The following is a 21265-nucleotide window of genomic DNA, read 5'->3' as shown; positions in this document are numbered from 1 at the left end:
TCATGAGATCCGTCCAGGAGATCGGGCTGCTGGTCAAACGCCTCCAGCACCGCCACCACCGGGCGATGACCGCCGCCCTCACCGACCTCGGCGTCTCCCTCGTGCAGTGGGACACCCTGCGCCACCTGCACGAGAACCCCGGCGCGTCGCTGCACGACCTGGCCCGGCTGACCTTCCAGACCGACCAGGCCTTCGGCACCCTGGCCACCCGGATGGTCGAGCGCGGGCTCATCGAACGCACCCCGGCGCCCGGGCGGGCCATCCGCCACCGCATCACCGCCAAGGGCGAGGCGATCCGCGTCGAAGGCGGGCGCCGGGCCGCCGAGGTGCTCGGCTGGTCCCTGGGCGGCCTGACCGCCGGGCAGCGCGATCAGCTCGGCGGCCTGCTGGAGCTGGCCCTCACCGCCGAACCGCCGGACGCCGGCTGACGACCGCCGCGACTCTCACGCCCGGTCGGTGACGCCCGGCGCGATCGTCAGGGTGCCGGCCGCGGCATCGATCGTGGCCTTCGTGCCCAGCGGCACGGTCAGCTGCCCGTTGCCGTGGCCGATGCGCAGGCCGCCCAGGACCGGCACGCCCAGGTCGCCGACCCGGTCCTGGACCGCCTGGGCCGCCGTCCACTGGCCCGCGGTCACCGGCGCGTTGGTGAACTGGCCGATCGCGATGCCCTTGATCCGGTCCAGGGCGCCCGCGCGGCGCAGCTGGGTCAGCATCCGGTCGTAGCTGTACGGCGCCTCGTCGACGTCCTCGAACATCAGGATCGCGCCGGTCAGGTCCGGGAAGTCGCGGGTGCCGTACCCGGTCTGCAGGATGGTCAGGTTGCCACCGAGCAGCGTCCCGGTCGCCGTGCCGGGCACCTGCACCGCCGCGCTCGGCTCGGCCGGGTCGCGGGTCAGGACCACCGGCTCGGTGGTCATGACGGCCTTGCGCAGCGACTCGATCTCCACCGGGCCGGTGCGCGAGTCCGTCCAGTTGACCATCGGGCCGTAGAAGCTGACCAGCCGCGCGCCGCGCCACAGCCGGCCGCTCAGCGCGGTCAGATCGCTGAAGCCCACGAAGACCCGCGGGTCCCGGCGGACCGCGGCCAGGTCCAGGCCGTCCACGATGCGCTGGGTGCCGTAGCCGCCGCGGGCCGCGAAGACACCCCGGATGCCCGGGTCCCGGAACGCCGCGTTCAGATCGGCCAGGCGGGCCTCGTCGGTGCCGGCCAGATAGCCGTACTTGTCGTTGACGTGCGCGCCCAGCTCCACCTCCAGGCCGAAACCGCGGAGGATCTCGATGCCGCGGGCCAGGCGGGTGTCCGGCGCCGAGCCGGGCGCGATCACCCGGACCCGGTCGCCGGGGCGCAGCATCGGGGGCCGGACGGCCCGGCGGGGCGCGGCCTGAGCCGCGCCGGGGACGAGGGCGCCACTGCCCGCGACGGCGGCGGCTCCCAGCAGGGTACGGCGGGAGATCGTCATCCTTGGCAGCGTGTCGCCCGGTCCACCGCCGGTCAAGGACATCGACGAAAAGCGACACGTGTTCACCCCCGGCCGGCGTACCGGGCGGTGTCGCCCAGTTCCTCCTCGATCCGGATGAGCTGGTTGTACTTCGCCGTACGGTCCGAACGCGACAGTGAGCCGGTCTTGATCTGCCCGCAGCCGACCGCCACCGCCAGGTCCGCGATGGTGGTGTCCTCGGTCTCGCCCGAGCGGTGCGACATGACCACCCGGTAGCCGGCCTTGTGCGCGGCGTCCACGGTGGCCAGTGTCTCGGTGAGCGTGCCGATCTGGTTGAGCTTGACCAGGATCGCGTTGGCGTAGCCGCCCTCGATCCCGGCGCGTAGCCGCTCGGCGTCGGTGCAGAAGACGTCGTCGCCGACGAGCTGCACCCGGTCGCCGGTGCGGCGGGTCAGCTGCTGCCAGCCGTCGATGTCGTCCTCGGCCATCGGGTCCTCCAGCGAGCTGATCGGGTAGCGCGCCAGCAGCGTCTCGAGATAGTCGACCTGCTCGGCGACCGTACGGTCGCGGTCCTCACCGGCGTAGCGGTAGCGGCCGGCGGAGAAGAACTCGGAGGCGGCCGGGTCGAGGCAGATGCTGATGTCGGTGCCGGGCTTGTAGCCGGTGTCCTCGATGGCGCGCAGCACGAACTCCAGGGCCTCGTCCGCGGTGGCGAAGTGCGGTGCGAAGCCGCCCTCGTCACCGACGTTGGTGTTGTGCCCGGCCCCGGCCAGCGACTTCTTCAGGGTGTGGAAGACCTCGGCGCCCATCCGGACCGCCTCGAAGAAGGTCGGCGCGCCCACCGGGGCGATCATGAACTCCTGGAAGTCGAGCGGGTTGTCGGCGTGCGCGCCGCCGTTGACGATGTTCATCATCGGCACCGGCAGCAGGCGGGCGCCGACCCCGCCGACGTAGCGGTAGAGCGGCTGGCGGTGTGCCTGCGCGGCGGCTTTCACGGTGGCCAGGGAGACGCCCAGGATCGCGTTGGCGCCGAGGCGGGACTTGCCGGGCGTACCGTCGAGCTCGGTCATGGTCCGGTCCACCCGGGCCTGGTCCTCGGCGTCCAGGCCGGTCACCGCCGCGGCGATCTCGCCGTTGACGGCGGCGACGGCCCGGCGCACCTCGCGGCCGTGGAAGCGGGCCGGGTCGCCGTCGCGTAACTCGACCGCCTCGTGGGTGCCGGTGGACGCCCCGGACGGGACCGCCGCCCGGCCCCGGGAGCCGTCGCTGAGCACCACGTCGACCTCCACCGTCGGGTTGCCGCGGCTGTCGAGCACCTGTCGTCCGGTCACGTTCTCGATCATCGTCATGGGGCCAGCCTGGCCAGCCGGGACGGGTTGCGGAAGGGCGACGATGAACACCTTGACCCGTACCCGGGGGTGCGGGTTTAGGGTCGGTCGGATGCGGGTGGGTGAGCTGGCGCGCCGGACCGGGACGACGGTCCGGGCGCTGCGGTACTACGAGACGGCCGGGCTGGTCGTGCCCCGGCGGCTGGGCAACGGCTACCGGGAGTACGACCCGATCGCCGTGCGGCTGGTGGCGCAGATCCGCGAGCTCATGGCGCTCGGGCTCAGCGTCGAGGAGACCCGCCCGTTCGTGGAGTCGATCGCCTCGGGGGCCGGGGAGCCGGATGTGTGCGCGGCGGCGCTGGCCACGTACCGCAGCACCATCACCGGCCTGCAGGAACGCATCGGCCGGCTGACCGCCCAGCGGGAGGCCCTCGACGCCCGGCTCGACGAGGCCGCGGGCCGGGTCGTGACCGGCCGCCCGGTGCCGGGCGCGGACCCGGGCGCGCTGGTCGGCAACCGGTTGCCGGCGCTGGAGTTCCACGGCACCGACGGGCGCCCGGTGAATCTCGGCGCGCTGGGGCCGGGCCGCAGTGTCCTGTTCGTGTACCCGCTGACCGGGCGTCCCGGGGTCGATCTGCCGAACGGGCTGCTGGAGATCACGGGGGCACGCGGCGGCACCGAGCAGGCCGCCTGGTTCCGCGACCACCACGCGGAGCTGCGTACGGCCGGCGCGGCCCGGGTCTACGGACTGTCCGCGCAGTCCAGCGGCTACCAGCGCGAGCTCGTGCACCGGCTCCGGCTGCCCTATCCGCTGATCCCCGACCCCCAGCTGACCTGCGCGCGGGCGCTGGGCCTGCCGACGTTCACCGCCGGTGACATGACCCTGTACGAGCGCCTCACCCTGGTGGTCTCCGACGGTGTCGTCGAGCACGTCTTCCACCCGATCCCCGAGCCCGCGTCGCACGCCCGGCAGGTGTTGCGCTGGCTCACCAAGCGCAGGTCGGCGGGCCGCGACGAACCGCGGATGTGACACTGGCAGCGATGCCGACCACCGATACTGCCGCAACCGGATGGCGGGCCGCCCGCCGGATCGCCGCCGGGGCCGCCACCGCCCTGCCGGCCGAGGACGTCCCGCTGGACCGGGCGGTGGGCCGGGTACTGGCCGCCGCGGTGCCGGCCCGGACCGACCTGCCCGGCTCCGACACCGCGGCGATGGACGGCTATGCCGTGGCCGGCGCCGGTCCGTGGCAGGTCATCGGCCGGATCCTGGCCGGCGGGCCGGTGTGGACACGGGAGCTCCGGCCAGGGCAGGCGGTGGAGATCATGACGGGTGCGGTGGTGCCCGCCGGGACGGTGGCGGTGCTGCCGTACGAGACCGCCGATCTCAGCGGCACCACGGCCGCCGGGAAGCCGCACATCCGGCGGGCCGGCGAGGACGCGCGGGCCGGCAGCGAGCTGGTCGGTGCCGGCCGGCTCGTCACCCCGGCGGTCGCCGGGCTGCTGGCCCAGGCCGGCGCGGACGGCGTGGCGGTGCACCGGCGGCCGAGGGTCCGGCTGCTGGTCACCGGGGACGAGGTGGTCAGCGCCGGGATCCCGGCGGCCGGGCAGGTCCGCGACGTCTTCGCGCCGATGGTGTCGGCCCTGGTCGTGGCCGCGGGCGCGGTGCTGGCCGAACGGCTGGTGCTGCGCGACGATCCGGGCGTGCTGGCCGAGCGCCTGGCCGCCCCGGACGCCGACGTGGTCGTGGTGACCGGCTCGTCCTCGGCCGGCGCGGCCGACCATCTGCACCGGGTGCTGGAGAAGCTGGGCGCGCAGCGGCTCGTCGACCGGGTGGCCTGCCGGCCCGGCGGACCGCAGCTGCTGGCCGCCCTGCCGGGCGGGCGGTGGGTCACCGGGCTGCCGGGCAATCCGTTCGCGGGCCTGGTCGCGGCGGTCACGGTGCTGCAACCCCTGCTGTACGCGCTGACGGGCCGGCCGGTGCCGCTCGCCCCGCGCCTGCCGGTGCGGGGCGACGTGGTCGTCACCGCGGCGGTGACCCGGCTGGTGCCGGTCCGGCTGGCCGGGGACCACGCCGTGGTCGTGCCGGGGAGCCGGCCCGCGAGCCTGGCCGGTGCCGCCGCGGCGGACGCGCTGGCCGTGCTCGAGGACGGCTGGACGGACGGCTCCCCCGCCGATCTGATACCGCTGGGCTGACCCGGTCGCATCCCGGCACCGCGGTGGCAGTCACTCATTAGGCTGGACGGATGGATCGACGGCATTGGCGGGTGGGCAGCGCCCTGACAGCCGTCGCCGCCGTCGTTCTGGCCGCGGCGCTGGCCCTGCACCGGCTGGTGCCCGGCGCGCTGGGCACCGCCCTGGACAGCGGGCTGCCGTGGCTCGGCCTGCTGGTGCCCGCCCTGCTCGCGGTGGCGGCGCTGCGCCGCTCGACGCGGACGTTCCTGGTCTGCCTGCTGCCGGGTGTGTTCTGGGCGGCGATGTTCGGGCCGGTGCTGGTGCCACGCTCGGCGGCCGACCACCACGACCTGCGGGTGGCGACGCTCAACCTGGGCGCGGAGAATGCGAGCCCGCGGGAGGCGGTGCGCGCGGTGCTGGCCGCCGCGCCCGACGTGCTGGTGCTGCAGGAGCTGACCACCGCCAACCTCGCCGCGGCCCAGCAGGAGCTCGCGGCCGGGTACGCGTACCACGCGGTGACGGGCACCGTCGGGCTGTGGAGCACGCTGCCGCTGACCGAGACCGGCCCGGTGGACATCGGCATCGGCTGGACCCGCGCGTTGCGCACCACCGTGCCCAGCGCCGACGGCCCGGTCCGCATCTACGCCGCGCACCTCGCCTCGGCGCGCCCGGCCGCCACCACCGAACGCGACCAGACGATCGCCGCGCTGGCCGCCGAGGTGGCCGCCGACGAGAGCCCGCGGGTGCTGGTGGCCGGTGACCTGAACACCGCCACCACCGACCGGCAGTTCGACGCGTTCGCCCCGCTGCGCGACACCCAGCAGGAGGCCGGTGCCGGCTTCGGCTTCACCTGGCCGGCCGAGCTGCCGGTGCTGCGCCCGGACCACATCCTGCAGCGCGGCATGTCCACCCAGCGGTCCTGGGTGCTGCGGGCGCCGGGCAGCGACCACCGGGCCGTGCTGGCCGAGCTCGACACGGCCTGACCCCCGCCTCGGCCGGGCCGGGATCAAGCCCCGGGATCAGGCCGGGACGACAAGGCGGAAGCCGACGCCGCGGCGGTTCTCGATCCAGCCGGCGTTGCCGAGCTTGCTGCGCAGGCTGGCCACGTGGAAGTCCAGCGTCTTGCCGGGACCGAGGAAGTCCGGCTCCCAGACGGTGTCGAGGATGTGCCGGCGGGCGACGACCGCGCCCGGGTCGGCGGCGAGCAGTACGAGCAGGTCGTACTCCTTGGGGGCGAGCGGGATCGGCACGCCGTGCAGGCGGATCTGGCGGCTGCGGGTGTCGATGGCCAGCGGCCCGTACGTGCGGACCGGATCCTCGACCGGCACCGGCCGGACCCGGCCCACGGCCGCGCGCATCCGGGCGACCAGCTCGGGCACCGGGTACGGCGACGCCAGGCAGTCCTCGACACCCAGGTCCCGGCCCAGCGTCCGGTCGGGCCCGCGCCGCCCGGTCAGCAGGATCATCGGCATGGTCCCACCGGCGCGCAGCTTGCGGCAGACCTCGACCCGTTCGGTTTCGCGCCGGCCCAGGTCGAAGAGCACCAGGTCGGGCGGCGCGGCGGCGAGCGCGGCAGCGCCGGTGGTGACGTGGTCCGCGATGATGCCGTACCGGGCCAGCCCGTCGATCAGCGGTGTCGCGACTGACACGTCCTCTTCCACCAGCAGCACTCTCATGGGCGGTGATACGGCTGCGGAGCCCGCGCGGATGAACCCGGACCGGGTGGACCGGGACCGGAACGCCGCCGGAGCGGGTGTGACGCAGCTGCTTGTGACCCGGCACGGCGGCCTGCACCCTGGGGACATGGAGCTGACAGATCCCCGCCCGGATCCGCCGGCCGGGGACGGACCGGTCCGCATCGGGCTGGCCCTCGGCGGTGGAGCCGTCCGCGGCGCGGCCCACATCGGCGTGCTGAGCATCCTCGAGAAGGCCGGCCTGGCCCCGGCGGTGATCACCGGCTGCAGCGCCGGCGCCCTGGTCGGCGCCCTGTACGCGGCCGGGATGAGCACCCCGGACATCTCCGCGCTGGCCCGCACCCTGCACTGGACGCGGCTGGTGCGCCCGAGCATCACCGGCCGGTCGCTGTTCGAGACCTCGCGGCTGGGCACCTTCCTGGACAAGACGCTCGACGGGCGCACCTTCACGGATCTGGCCCTGCCGTTCGCCACGGTCGCCTGCGAACTCACCACCGCCCGGCGGGTGGTGCTGGACGAGGGACCGGTGTCCAGCGCGGTCCTGGCCAGCTCGGCCATCCCGGGCGTGTTCCCGCCGGTGGAACGCGACGGCATGCTGCTGGTCGACGGCAGCCTGGTCGACATGGTCCCGGCCGCCCTGGCCCGCAGCATGGGCGCCGACATCGTGGTGGCGGTGGACGTGTCCGGCCCGCTGCCGCGCCGCCCGCCGAAGACGATGGTGCAGATCATGGTGGCAGTCAGCACCCTGCACCCCGGTGTGGAGGGACAGCTGGCCCGCGACGCGGACCTGGTGCTGACCCCGGACGTCGACGCGTACGCGTTCTGGGAGCTGTCGCGGATGAGCGAGTTCGAACAGGCCGGCGCGGCCGCCGCCGAGGAGTCCCTGCCGCTGGTGCAGGCGCTGGTCCAGGTGGCCGAGGCCCGCGCAGCCTGGCGCGACCGGCAACGTCCCTGAGGTCGCGGGCCTGGAGTCAGTCCGGCAGCCGGGCCTCCGGCAACCGTTCGACGATCTCCTGGACGGTGTGCGCGGCCGTCTGGTGCGACGTGTCGAGCCACAGTCCGAGGCGCGGGGTGTCGGTGCGCAATACGTGGTCCAGGGCCGTGACGGTCCAGTCGCCGTACCCCTTCTTGGTCCGGGTCCGCTCGCGGTGGGCCAGCACGTCCGGGCCGGGTGCGAGGACCACGACGAAGCGGGGCCTGGTGGCCAGCAGGTCCACATAGCGGGCGAGGTCGGGCCCGAGGATGACGTCCTGGATCACGGCCGTGAAGCCGGCCCGTGCATAGCCGTCGGCGACCGTGGTCGCGAGCCGGTAGCGCAGCCACAACTGCGCGGTGGCCTCGGCCGACACCTCGGGTGACAGCTCCTGCCGGCCCGACACGACCATCCGGCGGAAAACGTCGCCGCGCACGTGGGCCGCGCGCGGGTAGTGCTCGGCGAGCCCTTGCGCGACCGTCGACTTGCCGGCGGCCATGGCGCCGGTGATGACGATGGCCGCAGCGGACGACGCGGGCAATCGAACCTCCTCTTCCGGTCTCCCGGCCTCCCTGCGGCCGGGCCACCCCAGGGTGACAGACTTGCGGCCATGGGGTTGTTCACGCCGGCGCAGGCCCGCACAGAGCTGGCCCAGCTGCGGCCGGTGCTCGACGAGCTGGTCGTCGTCCGGGCCGACATGGTCGAGCTGTCCGCCGCGCTCGCCGTCGGCGGCACGCCGACGCCGCTGGGCGGGCTGCCCGAGCAGAAGGCCGCGGAGGCCCGGCTGAACGAGCTGATGACCGAGGTGCAGCAGACCGGCGCCGAGCTCAAGGGCATCGCGCCGCTGCTGGTCGACTTCCCCGGCGAGCTCGACGGCGTGCCGGTGCTGCTGTGCTGGCTCGAGGGTGAGACCGAGCTGGGCTGGTACCACCGCCTCGACCTGGGTTTCGCGGGCCGGCGCCGGCTGCCCTGAGGCGGGGCAGCCCGCGCCGGGACGATCAGGAGTCGGAGGGCAGCTGCCGGCGGCCGAACTCCAGGGTGTCGAGGTCGCCGTGGAACTGGTCGGTGTCGACGTCACCCTGGCCGGCCCGGATGCGTTTGCCGCCGATGACCACGGCGCCGCTGGGCAGGATGTCGTCGAGCGGGCCGGTCTGCTGCTCAGGCGGCAGCAGCTGACGGCCGGTGTCGCGGTCGGTCACCCGGATCTGGAACAGCACCGGGGACAACCGTACGCAGGTCACCCGGTACCACCGGCCCTGCGTCAGCTGGAAGTTCTCGGGCCCGGCCGGCAGCAGGACGAAGTTCGTGCCGTCCGACCAGCGGCATGAGGGGCGGCCGGAGTCGACCTGCATCTTCCACTGGCTGACGCCCGGCCCCGCGGCCCCGAACTGGAACACGTTCATGCCGGCGGCCGGGGACGGCGGCCCGGTGAGCCGGATGTCGGCGCCGAACACGAAGCGACCCTCGCCGCCGTCGTCCGGGACCAGCGTGATGCTGCCGGCCGGCTGGATGATCGCCTGTGGACAGGGCGCGACCGGGCAGCTGCCGCCGGGGAAGCGCAGGAACGGGTCGCCGTCGGGCCCGGCCATCGAGGTCACGGTGCCGCCGCCCCCGGTGAGGATGGCGCCGTGCAGGCCCTTGCCGCTGCTGTCGGCGACCTGGCCGTTCACCAGGTCGCCGGCGTAGCGCAGTTCCAGGGTGCCCGCCGGTGGTGCCGCCGCCGCGGGGCCGGCCAGGGTGAGGACCAGCACGGCCACGGCCGCCGCTGTTCGTAGTGGGTTCATGGTGCCGAGTGCAGCGGACCCGCAGGTCACGGACAAGGCGCCACGGTGCGACAGGCCCGGCCGTACCCGATCGGGGTGGTCCGTTCGTCGTATCGTGGGGTGATGTCGCATGCCACGCGGGAGGTGATCACGGTGCACCGGTGCTCATGACGGCCCCATCCCGGGGCGTCACGGAGCCGAAAGGCGACCGTATGAGCAGGACCGACAAGACCAGGCCGTGGTGGGTGAAGCTGGCCGAGCGGCCGATGGTGACCTCCCGGCCGCACCATGATCATCGTTTCGGACCGTGCACCCTGCCGGACCGCATCGACGCCACGGCGGCACCGATCCACCGTCCCGCGCGGGGCTGCTACTGGGTGGTGACCGCCCGCTTCGCCGACACCATGCACAACGGCTGCCGCGAGTGCACGGGTTACTACTTCCGCCGCGCGGAACGCCGCCGCAGCCGCCACGAAACCCGCCGCGCGCTGCGCGGCTATCACGGCGAGGACTGACCGCCGGTCGTCCTCAGTCCTCCCGGGGCACGGACAGCGGGTGGCGGTCCGCATCGCGTTCCGCCAGCCGCTGCACCGCCCGCCGGTACTGCGGCCCGGTGATCTCGCCCTCCAGCAGCTGCCGGGCGAGGACCCCTTCCAGCGTCTCGGGCACGGCCGGCACGGGCACCGCCTCGGCCTCGGCCGTCCCGTCCGCGGTGTCCTTGTCCGCGTCCTTGACGGCCGACCAGGCGGTCGCCACGACGATGGCCGCCAGCGTGATCGTCAGCAGCACCATGAAGATCATGGTCGCCATCACCTCCCGGCACCATCTTGGATCCGGACGGCCGTACAGGCCAGAGCCGAACGTCCCATTCCGCAGAGGATGGCGGCACCGGGGTGCGCCGGTGCCGCCGTCGTCGCCCGGCTCAGCCCTGCTCTGCCCAGTCGCCCAGGGTCCAGTCGCGGACCTCCGGCATGTCCTCCAGGTGCTCGACCACGTACGTCTCGTGCTTGGCCAGCTGCTGCTCGCACCAGGTCTTGAGCTCGGTGGCCCCGCGCGGCAGCCGCTTGGCGTTGTTGATCGCGTCCATCACCAGGTGGTAGCGCGACGCCTTGTTGCGCACCGTCATGTCGAACGGGGTGGTCGTGGTGCCCTGCTCGATGAAGCCGCGGACCCGGAACCGGTCGGCGTCGGGGCGCCCGTGCACCAGCTGGTGGATGGCGCCCGGGTAGCCGTGGAAGGAGAAGACGACGTCGACCGTGTCGGTGAACAGCTCGGTGAACATCGTCTCGCTCATGCCGTGCGGGTGGTCCTTCGGGCGTACCAGGGTCATCAGGTCGACCACGTTGACCACCCGGACCTTCAGTCCGAGCAGCTTCTCCTTCAGGATCTGGGCCGCCGCCACGGTCTCCATGGTCACCACGTCGCCGGCGCAGGCCAGCACGATGTCCGGGTCGCTGGTGCCGTCGTCGGTGCCGGCCCACTCCCAGATGCCCGCGCCGCGCGTGCAGTGCTCGATCGCCTCGTCCATGGTGAGGAACTGCAGCTGGGGCTGCTTGTCGATGACGATCAGGTTGATGTACGAGCGCGACCGGAAGCAGTGGTCGGCCACCGACAGCAGCGTGTTGGCATCCGGCGGCAGGTAGACCCGGGCCACGTCGCCACGCTGGGTCAGCACCACCTGGATCAGGCCGGGGCCCTGGTGCGAGAAGCCGTTGTGGTCGTTGCGCCACGCCGTCGAGGTCAGCAGCACGTTCAGGCTCGGCACCTTGGCCCGCCACGGCAGGTGCTTGGCCTCCTGCAGCCACTTGCCGTGCTGGACCGTCTGCGAGGCGCTGACCATCGCGAACGCCTCGTAGGTGGCGAACATGCCGTGCCGGCCGGTGAGCGTGTACCCCTCCAGCCAGCCGTGGCAGTTGTGCTCGGAGAGCACCTCCATCACCCGGCCATCGCGGCTGATCTTCACATCCTCGTCCGTGACGTGCTCCATGAACCCGCGGTCGGAGACCTCGAAGATGGCCCCGAGGCGGTTGCTGTTGGTCTCGTCCGGGCAGAACAGCCGGAAGCTGTACGGGTTGCGCGCGTAGATGTCGCGCATCATCTCGCCGAGCTTGCGGGTCGACTCGGCGTGCTGGGCCGCCGGGCGGGGCACCTCGATGGCGTAGTCCCGGAAGTCGGGCAGGTCGAGATCCTCGGTGAGCCGGCCGCCGTTGGCGTGCGGGCTCGCACTCATCCGCAGGTCGCCCTCGGGGGCCAGGGCGCGGACGAGCTCGGTCGGGGCGCCCGTGGGGTCGAACAGCTCCTCCGGGCGGTACGAGCGCAGCCACGTGTCGAGGATGGCGAGGTGCTCGGGGTTGTCGCGGACACCGGACAGCGGGACCTGGTGCGAGCGCCAGGAGCCGGTCACCTTGATGCCGTCGACCTCCTCCGGGCCGGTCCAGCCCTTCGGCGAGCGCAGGATGATCAGTGGCCAGCGCGGCCGGGTGCCGTCCCACTCGCCCTCGCGGGCCGCCTGCTGGATGGCGCGGATCTTGCCCCAGGCCTCGGCCAGCGCGGCGGCGAAGCGGTGGTGCATGCCGGGCAGGTCCGCGCCGGTGACCTCGATGATCTCGTAGCCGTGGCCCTGCAGCAGCGCGCGGACCTCGGCCGGGTCCTTGCGGGCCAGCACGGTCGGGCCGGCGATCTTGGCCCCGTTGAGGTGCAGGATCGGCAGGACGGCGCCGTCGCGCGCCGGGTTGATGAAGGAGACGCCCTTCCAGGAACCCTCCAGCGGGCCGGTCTCGGCCTCGCCGTCGCCGACCACGGCCACGGCCAGCAGGTCGGGGTTGTCCATGACGGCGCCGAACGCGTGCACCAGCACGTAGCCCAGCTCACCGCCCTCGTGGATCGAGCCCGGCGTCGTCACCGACACGTGGCTCGGGATGCCGCCGGGGCTGGAGAACTGCCGGAACAGCCGCAGCATGCCGGCCTCGTCCTGGGAGACGTCCGGGTAGACCTCGCTGTAGGTGCCCTCCAGGTAGCCGGCGGCGACCAGCGCCGGGCCGCCGTGGCCGGGCCCGGCTAGATAGATCGCCTGCTGACCGGTACGCCGGATCAGCCGCGACACGTGCGCGTAGATCAGCGACAGCCCGGGACTGGTCCCCCAGTGCCCGAGCAGGCGCGGCTTGATGTGCTCGGCGCTCAGCGGCTCACGCAGCAGCGGATTGCCACCCAGGTAGATCTGGCCGATGGTCAGATAGTTGTTGGCCCGCCACCAGGCGTCCAACTGGGCGATCTCCGTGTCGTCCGGAGCGGCGAGCGCACGCACCAGCTCGTCGTCGCGGGTGCCGGCCTGATGTTCCGATACGGCGGTCACGGTGTTTCCTTCCGGTGACTTAGGCCTTACTGGTCGCTTCCCAATCTAGGGGCGCGGAGATCACCGCGCTCAGAGGACGACGGACGTGGTGGCCGGGCCGGGCGGCCCCCGCGGGCGGGACCTTCGGCCCCCGCCGGTCAGGCAGGAACCAGTTCCGGCTCCGGCAGGTATGACTCGGCGCGGTCCCGGATGCCGTTCAGCATCTTGCGTTCCATGATCAGGCTGCCGGGCTCGAGCACCATCCGGCTCACCAGCCGGCGACCGGGCGATGCCTTCGGCACGGCGATCCGGTTACGGCTCACCAGGCGGGTCCCGCCCCGGTGGGGGTACAGGCCGAAGATCCAGACCCAGGTCCCGTCGGCCGAGCGGAAGGCCAGCGTGCGGGGCCGGTCGCAGATCTCTACGCGCATGCCCGGTCCGTCCGCACCGAGTGGCAGTACATCACCCACGGCGAGCTGCTGGAATTGCGGCAGGATGCGCTCGGCGCTGTGCATCTCGAGCCCGAACAGGTTCTCGATCCAGTCGTAGGTGTAGGCGCCGCCGCGGTTGCTGCCCATCTGCACCAGCCACGGCCAGACCGCTGCGGGCGGCGCGTCGATCGTGACGGCGCGGGTCGAGACGAGCTCCGCGCCGGCCAGCAGCTCGTCACCGGGCATCGCCGCGTCGACCTCCTCGGGCGTGGCACCGAACGTCAGATACCACCGCCGGGCCGCAGGCCCGTACGCGACCGCCGCGAGCAGTGCCGCACCGGTCAAGCCTTTGATGATGAGGTTCATGGCCCTCCTCCTTCGCGTTCGCCCCCCACCGTGCGCCGCGCAGGCCACCCCCGGTAGGGCCGCTCGGCCCGCAGGAGCTTCCCGGCTTCAGTGCGGGTGGTCGCCGAGCAGCTTCGTCGCCAGGACCGCGGCCTGCGTACGCCGTTCCAGGCCCAGCTTGGCCAGCAGGCTCGACACGTAGTTCTTGACGGTCTTCTCGGCCAGGAACATCCTCCCGGCGATCTCCCGGTTGGTCAGCCCTTCGGCCACGAACTCGAGGATCCGCCGCTCCTGGTCGGTCAGCGAGGCCAGCTCGCGCGGCTGCTCGACCCCGTGCCGGATGCGCTCCAGCACCCGCTGGGTCACCACGGGATCCAGCAGCGACTGGCCGGTGGCGACCCGGCGTACCGCGTCGACCAGGTCCGTGCCCCGGATCTGCTTGAGCACGTAACCCGACGCGCCGGCCATGATCGCCGCGAACAGCGCTTCGTCATCCTCGTACGAGGTCAGGATCAGTCCCCGGATCGTGGAGTCCACCGCCCGTACGTCGCGGCACACGTCGATGCCGTTGCCGTCGGGCAGCCGCGCGTCCAGCACCATCACGTCCGGGCGCAGGGCCGGGATCCGGCGGGTCGCCTCCTGCGCCAGCCCCGACTCCCCCACCACCTCGATGTCTCCTGCGGCATGCAGCAGGTCGGCGAGACCGCGACGAACGACCTCATGGTCGTCGAGCAGGAAGACGCGAATCATGTCTTCTTCCTACCGGGCGCCGACCCCCCGGCCAAGGGCCGGAGGTCCCGTCGGCGCGGACGGGCGGCCCGGTGCGGTGCGGTGCGCGGTCATGACAGGGCCTCCCGCATGGCGATCCGGGCCCGCCGCGCGCGGGACTTGACCGTGCCTTCCGGCACCCCCAGCAGCAAGGACGTCTCCCGTACGGACAGCCCGTCGAGGACCAGCGACCGCAGCACCACCCGCAGCTCGGCGGGCAGGACGAGCAGGGCCTGTTCCAGCTCCTGACCGATCCGCCCGGCCATCACCTCGTCCTCCGCGGCGGGTGAGGTGTCCTCGGTGAGCGGGACCGCCGGCAGCTGGGCGTGCCGGGCCCGCCGCCGGAACGCGTCGACCAGCCGGTTGGCGGCGATCGTCCAGAGCCAGCCGACCGCACTGCCCTGGGTGGTCGCGCCGGCGAAGCTGCCCGCCGCCCGCCAGACCGCCAGGTACGTCTCCTGCAGCACGTCGGCGACCACGTCCTCGTCGGCACACCGGCGCCGCAGCCGCGCCGCGAGCCAGGGTGACGTGCGGCTGTACAGCTCGTCGAACGCGCCCCGGTCACCGGCGGCCGTCCGGCGCACGAGTTCCGCCTCGTCGGCCGCGTCCCAGCTTCGTCTCACACCACGCAAGACGACTCCCAGCTGTCCACGGTTCTGCTTGTGAGGTGACCCCCGTCACTATGCGGCAGGAAGGCGGGTGAAATCAGGCGGTCGGCCGGCCCATCCGGGCGCTGGCCGCCACCGTCTCCTCGGTCTGCGCCCGCCGCCGCGCCGAGTAGACGGCGAACGCGGCGGCAGGATCCGGGTGCTCCCGCAGCGCGGCGGCCAGCGCGACGGCGTCCTCGAGCGCCATCGACGCGCCCTGGGCGGCGGCCGGGGACGCGGCGTGCACGGCGTCGCCGACCAGCACCATCCGGTCGTTGTGCCACCTCGGCGTGGTCGGGATGTCGTACGAGTCGCCGCCCACCACGTCCCCGCCGGTCGCCGCGATGATCGCCGCAGCCGGGGTGGCGTCGTCGCGCACGGCGTCCAGGACCAGCTCACGCCACTGCGCGGCGGTCGTCACGCCCGGACGGCTGGCGCCGGTGAGGCGGGCGAACCACCAGGTGCGCCCGTCGCCCGGGGCGGTGAACCCGAAGAATGCGCGGGCGCCGAAGACCATGTGGTACGCGTCCGGCGCGCTGCCGGCCGGATTGCCCTCGGCGTAGCCGTAGACGACGCGCTGGCCGGTGTAGCGCGGGGTCGGCGCCTGCGGGTCGATGAGGCGGCGGGTCGGTGAGTGGATGCCGTCGGCGCCGACCAGGACGTCGCCCCGGACGCGCTCCCCGTCGGCGAAACGCGCCTCGACGCCGCCGTCGACGGCCACCGCATCGGTCAGGCGTCTGCCGTGCACGACCGGGATGCCGCGTTCGACCGCGAGGTCCTGCAGTACGCGGTACAGCGCGGCGCGGCTCAGGGTGCGCGCCGGGCCTTCGATGGCCCGGTGTTGCAGATGCGCGCCCTCGGCATTGAAGAGCTCCACCGCCGCGGCCGGGTAGGACGCCGCCACGACGGCCGGCCCGGCACCGATCTCCTCGAGGGCGGCCATGCCGTTCGCCATCACGGTGAGGAACGCGCCGGCGTCGTCGCCGCCGGACGCGTGGGCCTCGTGGACGACCGCGGTGATCCCGGCCCGGTGCAGGGCGAGCGCGGTCGCGGCGCCGGCGACGCCGCCACCGGCGATGAGTACTTTCGTCATGATTGTTGGATATCCTTCGATGACTTCACCGGCGGCGAGGGAGCGGGTTCGAGGTGAGCGATCGCAAGCTGCGCCGACGGTGCCGGGCGCTGCTGCGCGAGCTGGACGTGCGGCCGCCCCTGGACGTCCGGGAGCTGTGCGACCGGCTGGCCCGGCAGCGGGGCCGCCCGATCCGGCTGGTGGACCATCCGATCAAGGTGCCCGGGCCGTTCGGGCTCTGGTTCATGACCGCATCCATGGACGTCATCTTCTACCAACGCCAGACCTCACGACCGCACCAGGATCACATCATCCTCCACGAGATCGGGCACATCATCGCCGACCACCCCAGCGACGAGGGCGATGACCAGGTCTGGGAGGTGCTCACCCCGGACGAGCGTCCCGGCGGCAGCACCCGGGCGCTGCGCCGCACCTGTTACGACTCGGCCTACGAGCGGGAGGCGGAGCTGATCGCCACCGTGATCCTGGAGTGGGCCAGCGTGCTGAACCCGCTGTATCCGGCGGGGACCGAGCGGCTCGGCGCGTCACTGTCGCACCATCAGGGCTGGCTGTAGTGGCGCCCGTCCTGCTCGCCGTCATCGCCGCGGCACTGTGGATCGGCGTGCTCAACAAGGTCGTCCAGCTGTGGCGGGCGCCGGAGGATCTGCCGCTGCGCGCGCTCGCGGCCTGTGTGGTCAGTGCGACCCTCACCTTCACGGCCAATCTGCCACCGCTCGAGCCGCTGCTCGACCGGGCCGGGGCCGGGGTACGCAGCCTGGTGGTCAACGTCGGCACCATGGCCGCGGCCTACTTCCTGCTGGCGTTCCTGACCTACTCCATGCGCGGGAGTGCCGCCCGTCGCGCCGTACGCCTGCAGGCCGTGCCGCTCGCAGCGGGGACCCTGATCGCGGTCACCGCCTGGGCCCTGGCCCCGCCCGCGGTGCGCGCCGACCCCGCCGAGACGGCCAACGGCGCCAACCCGCACGCCACCGTGTTCGTCGTGGCCGTGCTCGGCTCCATGGCATACGCGCATTCGCAGTCACTGCGCTGGTCGGTCGCGTACGTGCGTGCCGCCGGCTCGGCCCGGTTGCGCCGCGGGCTGGTCATCCTGAGCGTGGCCGTCTGCGCCTTCCTGATCGCCGACGCCACCAAGTCGGTGCTGGCCCTGCTGCAGGCCACGATCGCGCCGGCCCCGGGTGCCGTACGCGTGTTCACCCTCGTCTACCTGACCGGGGTCGCCGTGGGCGCGCTCGCGTTCGTGGTCGGCGTCAGTTACGCGGCGGTCGTCGGCATGCTCGTCTCGGTGCCGCTGTGGCGGGCGCACCGGCGCTACTACCGCCAGCTGGAGCCGCTGTGGACCGCGGTGGATCAAGCCTTCCCGCAGCTGGTGCTGGGTCGCGTGCCGGCCGTCTCGTGGCGCGGGCGGCTCGGCTGGGACAGCAGCCACTACCGCTTCTACCGGCGGGTCGTGGAGATCCGCGACGGGCTGGTGCTGCTGGGGCCGTACTTCGAGACGCCGGCCGGCCATGCCGGCGCGCAGCGCGACGAGGCGCACTGGGCCGCGGTGATCGGTGCTGCGCTGCGCGCCAAGCGGGCCGAGAGCCCGATCGTGGACGCGGACCCGGTGCTGGTGCCCGGCGGCGACGATCTGGAGAGTGACGCCCGGCGACTCGCCGCCATTTCCCGGGAGCTCGTCGTGCGGTGACCCCGGGCGGCGCGGTGAGGCGCGGGCCCGGTCTCGGCCGCCCCGTGATCGGTCGGAACGGGCCCGCGTTGTCCCCTGTCGCCGTGCAATTTCCTTTGCGACACTATATTTAACGGCTGACACCGGTCAAGGCGGATCCGCGGCCCGACGGTTAACCGTAGACGACAGGCGTAGGAGCCTTGATCGAGATGTCCGACAGCGCAGGCCGGCCGCCGGCCACGGTCGCAGCCCGGTTGAACGAGCTGTTCACCACCGTCACCTGGGTCGACGACCGGGGACGCACCCGGGAGTATTCGACCCCGCAGGTGGCCAAGGCGATCACCGACGACCCGGCCCACGACACCAGCGTTTCCCGTGTCTATCTCGCCACACTGCGCTCGGGTGCCAACACCAACCCGACAGTCGCCGTCCTCAAGGCCATCGCCCGCTTCTTCGACGAGCGGCGGACGCCGGGCAGCGCACCGGTAACCGCCTCGTTCCTGCTGGGCGAGGACGACCCGGCCGGCGACGACCCGGAGGCCTGCGAGCTGCGGCGCAAGCTCGCGGACCGGCAGGTCCGCATGATCGCCATGCGGGCCGGTGACATGACCCCGGCGATACGCCGCCAGGTGCTGCAAATGCTCGACATCCTGGACGGTTCGACCGATCCCGCCACCCCGCCCGCACCCAAGTCGGCGCGCAGCGGGGACGACACGACCGAAAGTGGATAGTCCACCGGTTAGACAGCGCCGGGCGTTGTCGTTTAAGTTGGTCCTACGGCGTCGTTGCGAGTTCTTCCCCCGTGGAATTCGCAACGACGCCTCTTTGCGTCCACCGGCGCGTCAGTAGCCGATGTGGAACGTGGCGTCCTGCTTGTCGGTGCCCGACGAGCTGCCGGTGATCGGGTCGATCCGCAGCACGTAGCCGCTGTGCCGCAGGTAGCGGTCCGGGTAGTTGTGCGAGCGCAGCGACGTCCAGCCGGCGTCGGCCCAGCCCGCGACCCGGTGGAAGGTGGCGTCGGCCGCGAAGCCGCTGGTGCCGTCGTTCGCGTTGAGCACCAGTGCGTAGTCGGCGTGCCGCAGGTACCGGTCGGGATAGTTCACCGACCGCAACGACACCCCGGCCGGGTCGGCGAGCCCGGGCACCAGCGTCCACAGCTGATCCTGGTACGGGTCGAACGGGTACGCGTCGATGCGCCCGACCCCACCGGCGTGCCGGACGTAGCGCTCCGGGAAGTTGTAGGACTTGAGCCGGTTCCACGCCGGCGTGCCCCACGTGCTGGTGAGCCCGGTCAGCTCGGCCGCGGTGATCGCGGTGATGCCCAAATGCTTGGAGTTCAGCGGCTGGGTGTACGCGCGGTCGTTGAGCAGGCTCCACGAGCCGCCCGCCAGGTCGCCGGTCTGCCAGCAGAAGAACCGGCCGTTCGGGCTCCAGGTGTCGCCCCACATGTGCCAGACGTTCGCGCTGTTGGACTTCACGATCTGCGGGGCCTCGACACCACGGCCGGGGCCGATCGCCGGTGTGTAGACGCTGAAGCTGCCGGGATTCAGCGACGTGGACCGGGTGCCCAGCAGCGTGCTGTTGGTGTTGTTCTTGTAGTACATGTAGTTCACGCCGCCGGCCGTGACGAAGTTGCCGTCGATGGCGTCATAGCCGGGATCGAAGAAGACCTGCGGCGTGGACGCGGTGACGAAGTCGCGGGTGTAGGCCACCATCAGCACGTTGTGCCCGTTGACCACGGCGGAGAAGACCACGGCGTACTGACCGCGCGCGGCGTCCCAGAAGGCTTCCGGGGCCCAGGCGTGGGTGGCCAGCGAGTGCACCTTGAGCAGCCGGTAGTTGCGGAAGCTGCGCAGGTCGGTGGAGTCCCAGACGTGCAGGTACTGGCTCTGGTACGACCAGTTGGTGCCGTTCAGGTCGGTGGCCAGCACGGTGAACGTCCCGTCCTGCTTGCGCAGCAGGAACGGGTCGCGCAGCCCGCCGCTGCCCGCGGTCGGCGTCGCCACCGGCCGGTTCTGGTTGAGCGGCGTCCAGGCCAGACCGTCGCCGCTGACCGCCAGGTGCAGGTTGTAACTGGCGGCGCTCATCGTCGGTGACTCCGTGAAGTACGCCATCGCGTAGCCGGAGTAGGTGGCGGCCCGGGCGGCGCCGGGCCGGATCAGGGCACCCGCGGCGGCACTCGCCCCCAGCGCGGACAGCAGAGTACGACGTCTCACGAGCACCTCACAGCTGGATGTGACCGTTAACATTGATGTAAACAAATGATTCCGGTCTCGTTGCGCGAATGTCAAGGAGTCCGTGCGCGATGAATTCCGGCCGCCGCGGTGGTCTCGACTGGTATGACAGCCATCGTTACCGGAGCCGGCCGCGGGTTCGGGCGGGCGATCGCCACCGCCCTGACCGCCACCGGCCGGCACGTCGTCGGCGTCTCCCGGACGCGGGCCGCGGACGCCCCCTACGAAACCGTCACCGCCGACGCGGCCGACCCGGATGTCGCCGCCGCCTTGATCCAGCAGCACCGGCCGCGGGTGCTGGTGCCGAACGCCGGGGTCGTCCCGGCGATGGGACCCGTCGACGCCCTGAGCTGGGCCGAGTTCGAACGCAACTGGCAGGTCGACACCCGGCACGTCTTCGAGTGGACCAAGGCCGCGCTGCGTCTGCCGCTGGAGCCGGGCAGCATCGTGGTGGCCATGTCCAGCGGGGCGGCCCTGCGCGGCTCCCCGGTCAGCGGTGGGTACGCCGGCGCCAAGGCGGCGATCCGGTTCATCGCCACCTACGGTGCGGACGAGTCCCGGCGAGAGCTGGGGCTGCGCTTCGCGACCGTCATGCCGCCGCTGACCCCGGCGACCGAACTGGGCCGGGCCGGGGTGGCCGGCTACGCGGCACGCAACGGCACCGAGCCGGACTACCGGGTGACCTTGACCGCCGAGCAGGTGGCGCAGCACGTGCTCGGCGTGATCGAGGGCTCCGAGGCGTACACGGAAGGGGTCGTGACCGGGTGACGACGACTGGTACGGACTTCACCGTGGCGACCGAGCCCCTGCGCGGCGAACTGCTCGCGCACTGCTACCGGCTGCTCGGCTCGGTGCACGACGCCGAGGACGCGGTGCAGGAGACCTACGTGCGGGCGTGGCGCGCGTTCGACCGGTTCGAGGGCCGGTCGTCGCTGCGCCGCCGGTTGTACGCGATCGCGACCCGGGCCAGCCTGACCGCGATCGAGCAGCGCACCCGGCGGACGAGCCCGCTGGAGCCGCTGCACGGCCGTCAACAGCGCGCTGCAGCGTGCCCGGGCCGTCCTGGCCGGACTTGGCCTCGACGACGTGGCCGAGCCGGCGGACACCACCGTGCTCGACCGCTATGCCGAGGCCTTCCAGCACGCCGACCTGGACCGGCTGGTGGACCTGGTCCGCGACGACGTCGTCCTCGACATGCCGCCGTTGCCGCAGATCTACCACGGGCGCGCGGCGGTGCTGGACTTCCTCGCCGACAAGGTCGGCGGCCACAGCTGGCGGCTGGTGCCGACCCGCGCCAACCGCCAGGCCGCCTTCGAGTGTCACCTGCCCGAGGGCTGCACGCCGTGCCCGTGCTGACCTTCCGCGGCGGCCGGCTCGCGCGGAT

At 72.8% G+C, this 21265-nt stretch carries 24 protein-coding genes and 1 pseudogene; 13 read left to right on the top strand and 12 right to left on the bottom strand.

Annotated features, from left to right (window positions below; genetic code table 11):
* Positions 1 to 2: 2 nt before the first annotated feature.
* Positions 3 to 428, top strand: a complete 426-nt coding sequence (locus tag Aau02nite_RS04915; RefSeq protein ID WP_212987111.1) for a MarR family winged helix-turn-helix transcriptional regulator — start codon at positions 3 to 5, stop codon at positions 426 to 428.
* A 15-nt stretch (positions 429 to 443) separates the two neighbouring features.
* Here the strand turns inward: Aau02nite_RS04915 and Aau02nite_RS04910 are convergent, their stop codons facing one another.
* Complete coding sequence (locus Aau02nite_RS04910; protein WP_246594907.1) at positions 444 to 1352, bottom strand: S66 peptidase family protein; 909 nt, start codon at positions 1350 to 1352, stop codon at positions 444 to 446.
* 170 nt (positions 1353 to 1522) lie between these two features.
* Positions 1523 to 2788 (bottom strand): phosphopyruvate hydratase, encoded by a 1266-nt coding sequence (gene eno / locus Aau02nite_RS04905; RefSeq protein WP_212987109.1) that lies wholly within the window; start codon positions 2786 to 2788, stop codon positions 1523 to 1525.
* A 91-nt stretch (positions 2789 to 2879) separates the two neighbouring features.
* Here eno and Aau02nite_RS04900 point away from each other — a divergent pair, with 91 nt between their 5' ends.
* Genes Aau02nite_RS04900 through Aau02nite_RS04890 form a run of 3 tightly spaced genes read left to right on the top strand, consistent with a single transcriptional unit; the run spans position 2880 to position 5922 of the window.
* Entirely contained in the window at positions 2880 to 3797 is a 918-nt protein-coding gene (locus Aau02nite_RS04900) for a MerR family transcriptional regulator (RefSeq protein WP_212987108.1), read from the top strand.
* A gap of 11 nt (positions 3798 to 3808) precedes the next feature.
* The gene (locus Aau02nite_RS04895; protein WP_212987107.1) at positions 3809 to 4960 is read left to right on the top strand and encodes a molybdopterin molybdotransferase MoeA; all 1152 of its coding nucleotides are present in this window, start codon (positions 3809 to 3811) and stop codon (positions 4958 to 4960) included.
* Between the two features lie 50 nt (positions 4961 to 5010).
* Positions 5011 to 5922, top strand: coding sequence for an endonuclease/exonuclease/phosphatase family protein (locus Aau02nite_RS04890; protein WP_212987106.1), 912 nt, complete (start codon positions 5011 to 5013; stop codon positions 5920 to 5922).
* 36 nt (positions 5923 to 5958) lie between these two features.
* Here the strand turns inward: Aau02nite_RS04890 and Aau02nite_RS04885 are convergent, their stop codons facing one another.
* The gene (locus Aau02nite_RS04885) at positions 5959 to 6615 is read right to left on the bottom strand and encodes a response regulator transcription factor (RefSeq protein ID WP_212987105.1); all 657 of its coding nucleotides are present in this window, start codon (positions 6613 to 6615) and stop codon (positions 5959 to 5961) included.
* Between the two features lie 127 nt (positions 6616 to 6742).
* On the opposite strand from Aau02nite_RS04885, the gene Aau02nite_RS04880 reads away from it, so the two are divergent.
* The gene (locus Aau02nite_RS04880; RefSeq protein ID WP_212987104.1) at positions 6743 to 7588 is read left to right on the top strand and encodes a patatin-like phospholipase family protein; all 846 of its coding nucleotides are present in this window, start codon (positions 6743 to 6745) and stop codon (positions 7586 to 7588) included.
* Positions 7589 to 7604: 16 nt separating this feature from the next.
* Here Aau02nite_RS04880 and Aau02nite_RS04875 read toward each other — a convergent pair whose 3' ends face one another.
* Positions 7605 to 8147 (bottom strand): AAA family ATPase, encoded by a 543-nt coding sequence (locus Aau02nite_RS04875; RefSeq protein ID WP_212987103.1) that lies wholly within the window; start codon positions 8145 to 8147, stop codon positions 7605 to 7607.
* 69 nt (positions 8148 to 8216) lie between these two features.
* Here Aau02nite_RS04875 and Aau02nite_RS04870 point away from each other — a divergent pair, with 69 nt between their 5' ends.
* The gene (locus tag Aau02nite_RS04870; protein WP_212987102.1) at positions 8217 to 8579 is read left to right on the top strand and encodes a DUF2203 domain-containing protein; all 363 of its coding nucleotides are present in this window, start codon (positions 8217 to 8219) and stop codon (positions 8577 to 8579) included.
* Between the two features lie 25 nt (positions 8580 to 8604).
* Here Aau02nite_RS04870 and Aau02nite_RS04865 read toward each other — a convergent pair whose 3' ends face one another.
* Entirely contained in the window at positions 8605 to 9390 is a 786-nt protein-coding gene (locus tag Aau02nite_RS04865; RefSeq protein ID WP_212987101.1) for a hypothetical protein, read from the bottom strand.
* Positions 9391 to 9581: 191 nt separating this feature from the next.
* Between Aau02nite_RS04865 and Aau02nite_RS04860 the strand changes: the two genes are divergently transcribed.
* Complete coding sequence (locus tag Aau02nite_RS04860; RefSeq protein WP_212987100.1) at positions 9582 to 9884, top strand: hypothetical protein; 303 nt, start codon at positions 9582 to 9584, stop codon at positions 9882 to 9884.
* 13 nt (positions 9885 to 9897) lie between these two features.
* On the opposite strand, the gene Aau02nite_RS04855 is transcribed toward Aau02nite_RS04860, so the two are convergent.
* From Aau02nite_RS04855 to Aau02nite_RS04830, 6 genes are all read right to left on the bottom strand, one after another.
* Positions 9898 to 10182 carry a hypothetical protein gene (locus Aau02nite_RS04855; RefSeq protein WP_212987099.1) on the bottom strand — a complete coding sequence of 95 codons (285 nt, stop codon included), beginning with the start codon at positions 10180 to 10182 and terminating at the stop codon, positions 9898 to 9900.
* 109 nt (positions 10183 to 10291) lie between these two features.
* The gene (locus Aau02nite_RS04850) at positions 10292 to 12721 is read right to left on the bottom strand and encodes a phosphoketolase family protein (protein WP_438841099.1); all 2430 of its coding nucleotides are present in this window, start codon (positions 12719 to 12721) and stop codon (positions 10292 to 10294) included.
* 137 nt (positions 12722 to 12858) lie between these two features.
* Positions 12859 to 13497 carry an SRPBCC family protein gene (locus tag Aau02nite_RS04845; RefSeq protein ID WP_212987098.1) on the bottom strand — a complete coding sequence of 213 codons (639 nt, stop codon included), beginning with the start codon at positions 13495 to 13497 and terminating at the stop codon, positions 12859 to 12861.
* Positions 13498 to 13584: 87 nt separating this feature from the next.
* A complete protein-coding gene (locus tag Aau02nite_RS04840) occupies positions 13585 to 14226 on the bottom strand; it encodes a response regulator (protein ID WP_212987097.1) in 642 nt (213 codons plus the stop codon).
* Between the two features lie 89 nt (positions 14227 to 14315).
* Positions 14316 to 14867, bottom strand: coding sequence for an RNA polymerase sigma factor (locus Aau02nite_RS04835; protein WP_212987096.1), 552 nt, complete (start codon positions 14865 to 14867; stop codon positions 14316 to 14318).
* Between the two features lie 82 nt (positions 14868 to 14949).
* The gene (locus Aau02nite_RS04830) at positions 14950 to 15984 is read right to left on the bottom strand and encodes an FAD-dependent monooxygenase (RefSeq protein ID WP_212987095.1); all 1035 of its coding nucleotides are present in this window, start codon (positions 15982 to 15984) and stop codon (positions 14950 to 14952) included.
* A gap of 53 nt (positions 15985 to 16037) precedes the next feature.
* Between Aau02nite_RS04830 and Aau02nite_RS04825 the strand changes: the two genes are divergently transcribed.
* From Aau02nite_RS04825 to Aau02nite_RS04815, 3 genes are all read left to right on the top strand, one after another.
* Positions 16038 to 16538 carry a hypothetical protein gene (locus Aau02nite_RS04825; protein WP_246594905.1) on the top strand — a complete coding sequence of 167 codons (501 nt, stop codon included), beginning with the start codon at positions 16038 to 16040 and terminating at the stop codon, positions 16536 to 16538.
* Positions 16538 to 17668, top strand: coding sequence for an MAB_1171c family putative transporter (locus Aau02nite_RS04820; RefSeq protein WP_212987094.1), 1131 nt, complete (start codon positions 16538 to 16540; stop codon positions 17666 to 17668). The genes Aau02nite_RS04825 and Aau02nite_RS04820 overlap by 1 nt, the downstream gene beginning before the upstream one ends.
* 188 nt (positions 17669 to 17856) lie before the next feature.
* Entirely contained in the window at positions 17857 to 18378 is a 522-nt protein-coding gene (locus Aau02nite_RS04815) for a hypothetical protein (RefSeq protein ID WP_246594904.1), read from the top strand.
* Positions 18379 to 18489: 111 nt separating this feature from the next.
* On the opposite strand, the gene Aau02nite_RS04810 is transcribed toward Aau02nite_RS04815, so the two are convergent.
* Positions 18490 to 19863 carry a glycoside hydrolase family 43 protein gene (locus tag Aau02nite_RS04810; RefSeq protein WP_246594903.1) on the bottom strand — a complete coding sequence of 458 codons (1374 nt, stop codon included), beginning with the start codon at positions 19861 to 19863 and terminating at the stop codon, positions 18490 to 18492.
* 123 nt (positions 19864 to 19986) lie between these two features.
* Between Aau02nite_RS04810 and Aau02nite_RS04805 the strand changes: the two genes are divergently transcribed.
* The 3 genes and pseudogenes from Aau02nite_RS04805 to Aau02nite_RS48025 all read left to right on the top strand — a co-directional run bounded on the left by Aau02nite_RS04805 (position 19987) and on the right by Aau02nite_RS48025 (position 21237).
* Positions 19987 to 20649: an SDR family oxidoreductase gene (locus tag Aau02nite_RS04805; protein WP_212987092.1), complete on the top strand. Its 663-nt coding sequence runs from the start codon at positions 19987 to 19989 to the stop codon at positions 20647 to 20649.
* Positions 20646 to 20894 (top strand): annotated as a pseudogene (locus Aau02nite_RS48030) (sigma factor); the annotation flags it as partial. The gene Aau02nite_RS04805 and the pseudogene Aau02nite_RS48030, both read left to right, overlap by 4 nt.
* Positions 20895 to 20967: 73 nt before the next feature.
* Positions 20968 to 21237, top strand: a complete 270-nt coding sequence (locus Aau02nite_RS48025) for a nuclear transport factor 2 family protein (RefSeq protein ID WP_246594902.1) — start codon at positions 20968 to 20970, stop codon at positions 21235 to 21237.
* The last annotated feature ends 28 nt before the right edge of the window (positions 21238 to 21265 follow it).

The sequence above is a fragment of the Actinoplanes auranticolor genome, from assembly GCF_018332655.1.
GTDB classification, from domain to species: Bacteria; Actinomycetota; Actinomycetes; order Mycobacteriales; family Micromonosporaceae; genus Actinoplanes; species Actinoplanes auranticolor.
The sequence above is the reverse complement of the archived record's forward strand: the minus strand, read 5'-3'. Positions and strand labels throughout refer to the sequence as shown.

What these genes read in the sequence shown, in the direction of transcription:
- Aau02nite_RS04805 (WP_212987092.1), top strand. Translation starts at nt 19,987, where the DNA reads ATGACAGCCATCGTTACCGGAGCCGGCCGCGGGTTCGGGCGGGCGATC.
- Aau02nite_RS04880 (WP_212987104.1), top strand. Translation starts at nt 6,743, where the DNA reads ATGGAGCTGACAGATCCCCGCCCGGATCCGCCGGCCGGGGACGGACCG.
- eno (WP_212987109.1), bottom strand. Translation starts at nt 2,788, where the DNA reads ATGACGATGATCGAGAACGTGACCGGACGACAGGTGCTCGACAGCCGC.
- Aau02nite_RS04860 (WP_212987100.1), top strand. Translation starts at nt 9,582, where the DNA reads ATGAGCAGGACCGACAAGACCAGGCCGTGGTGGGTGAAGCTGGCCGAG.
- Aau02nite_RS04900 (WP_212987108.1), top strand. Translation starts at nt 2,880, where the DNA reads ATGCGGGTGGGTGAGCTGGCGCGCCGGACCGGGACGACGGTCCGGGCG.
- Aau02nite_RS04845 (WP_212987098.1), bottom strand. Translation starts at nt 13,497, where the DNA reads ATGAACCTCATCATCAAAGGCTTGACCGGTGCGGCACTGCTCGCGGCG.
- Aau02nite_RS04890 (WP_212987106.1), top strand. Translation starts at nt 5,011, where the DNA reads ATGGATCGACGGCATTGGCGGGTGGGCAGCGCCCTGACAGCCGTCGCC.
- Aau02nite_RS04830 (WP_212987095.1), bottom strand. Translation starts at nt 15,984, where the DNA reads ATGACGAAAGTACTCATCGCCGGTGGCGGCGTCGCCGGCGCCGCGACC.
- Aau02nite_RS04870 (WP_212987102.1), top strand. Translation starts at nt 8,217, where the DNA reads ATGGGGTTGTTCACGCCGGCGCAGGCCCGCACAGAGCTGGCCCAGCTG.
- Aau02nite_RS04840 (WP_212987097.1), bottom strand. Translation starts at nt 14,226, where the DNA reads ATGATTCGCGTCTTCCTGCTCGACGACCATGAGGTCGTTCGTCGCGGT.
- Aau02nite_RS04895 (WP_212987107.1), top strand. Translation starts at nt 3,809, where the DNA reads ATGCCGACCACCGATACTGCCGCAACCGGATGGCGGGCCGCCCGCCGG.
- Aau02nite_RS04910 (WP_246594907.1), bottom strand. Translation starts at nt 1,352, where the DNA reads ATGCTGCGCCCCGGCGACCGGGTCCGGGTGATCGCGCCCGGCTCGGCG.
- Aau02nite_RS04885 (WP_212987105.1), bottom strand. Translation starts at nt 6,615, where the DNA reads ATGAGAGTGCTGCTGGTGGAAGAGGACGTGTCAGTCGCGACACCGCTG.
- Aau02nite_RS04865 (WP_212987101.1), bottom strand. Translation starts at nt 9,390, where the DNA reads ATGAACCCACTACGAACAGCGGCGGCCGTGGCCGTGCTGGTCCTCACC.
- Aau02nite_RS04915 (WP_212987111.1), top strand. Translation starts at nt 3, where the DNA reads ATGAGATCCGTCCAGGAGATCGGGCTGCTGGTCAAACGCCTCCAGCAC.
- Aau02nite_RS04815 (WP_246594904.1), top strand. Translation starts at nt 17,857, where the DNA reads ATGTCCGACAGCGCAGGCCGGCCGCCGGCCACGGTCGCAGCCCGGTTG.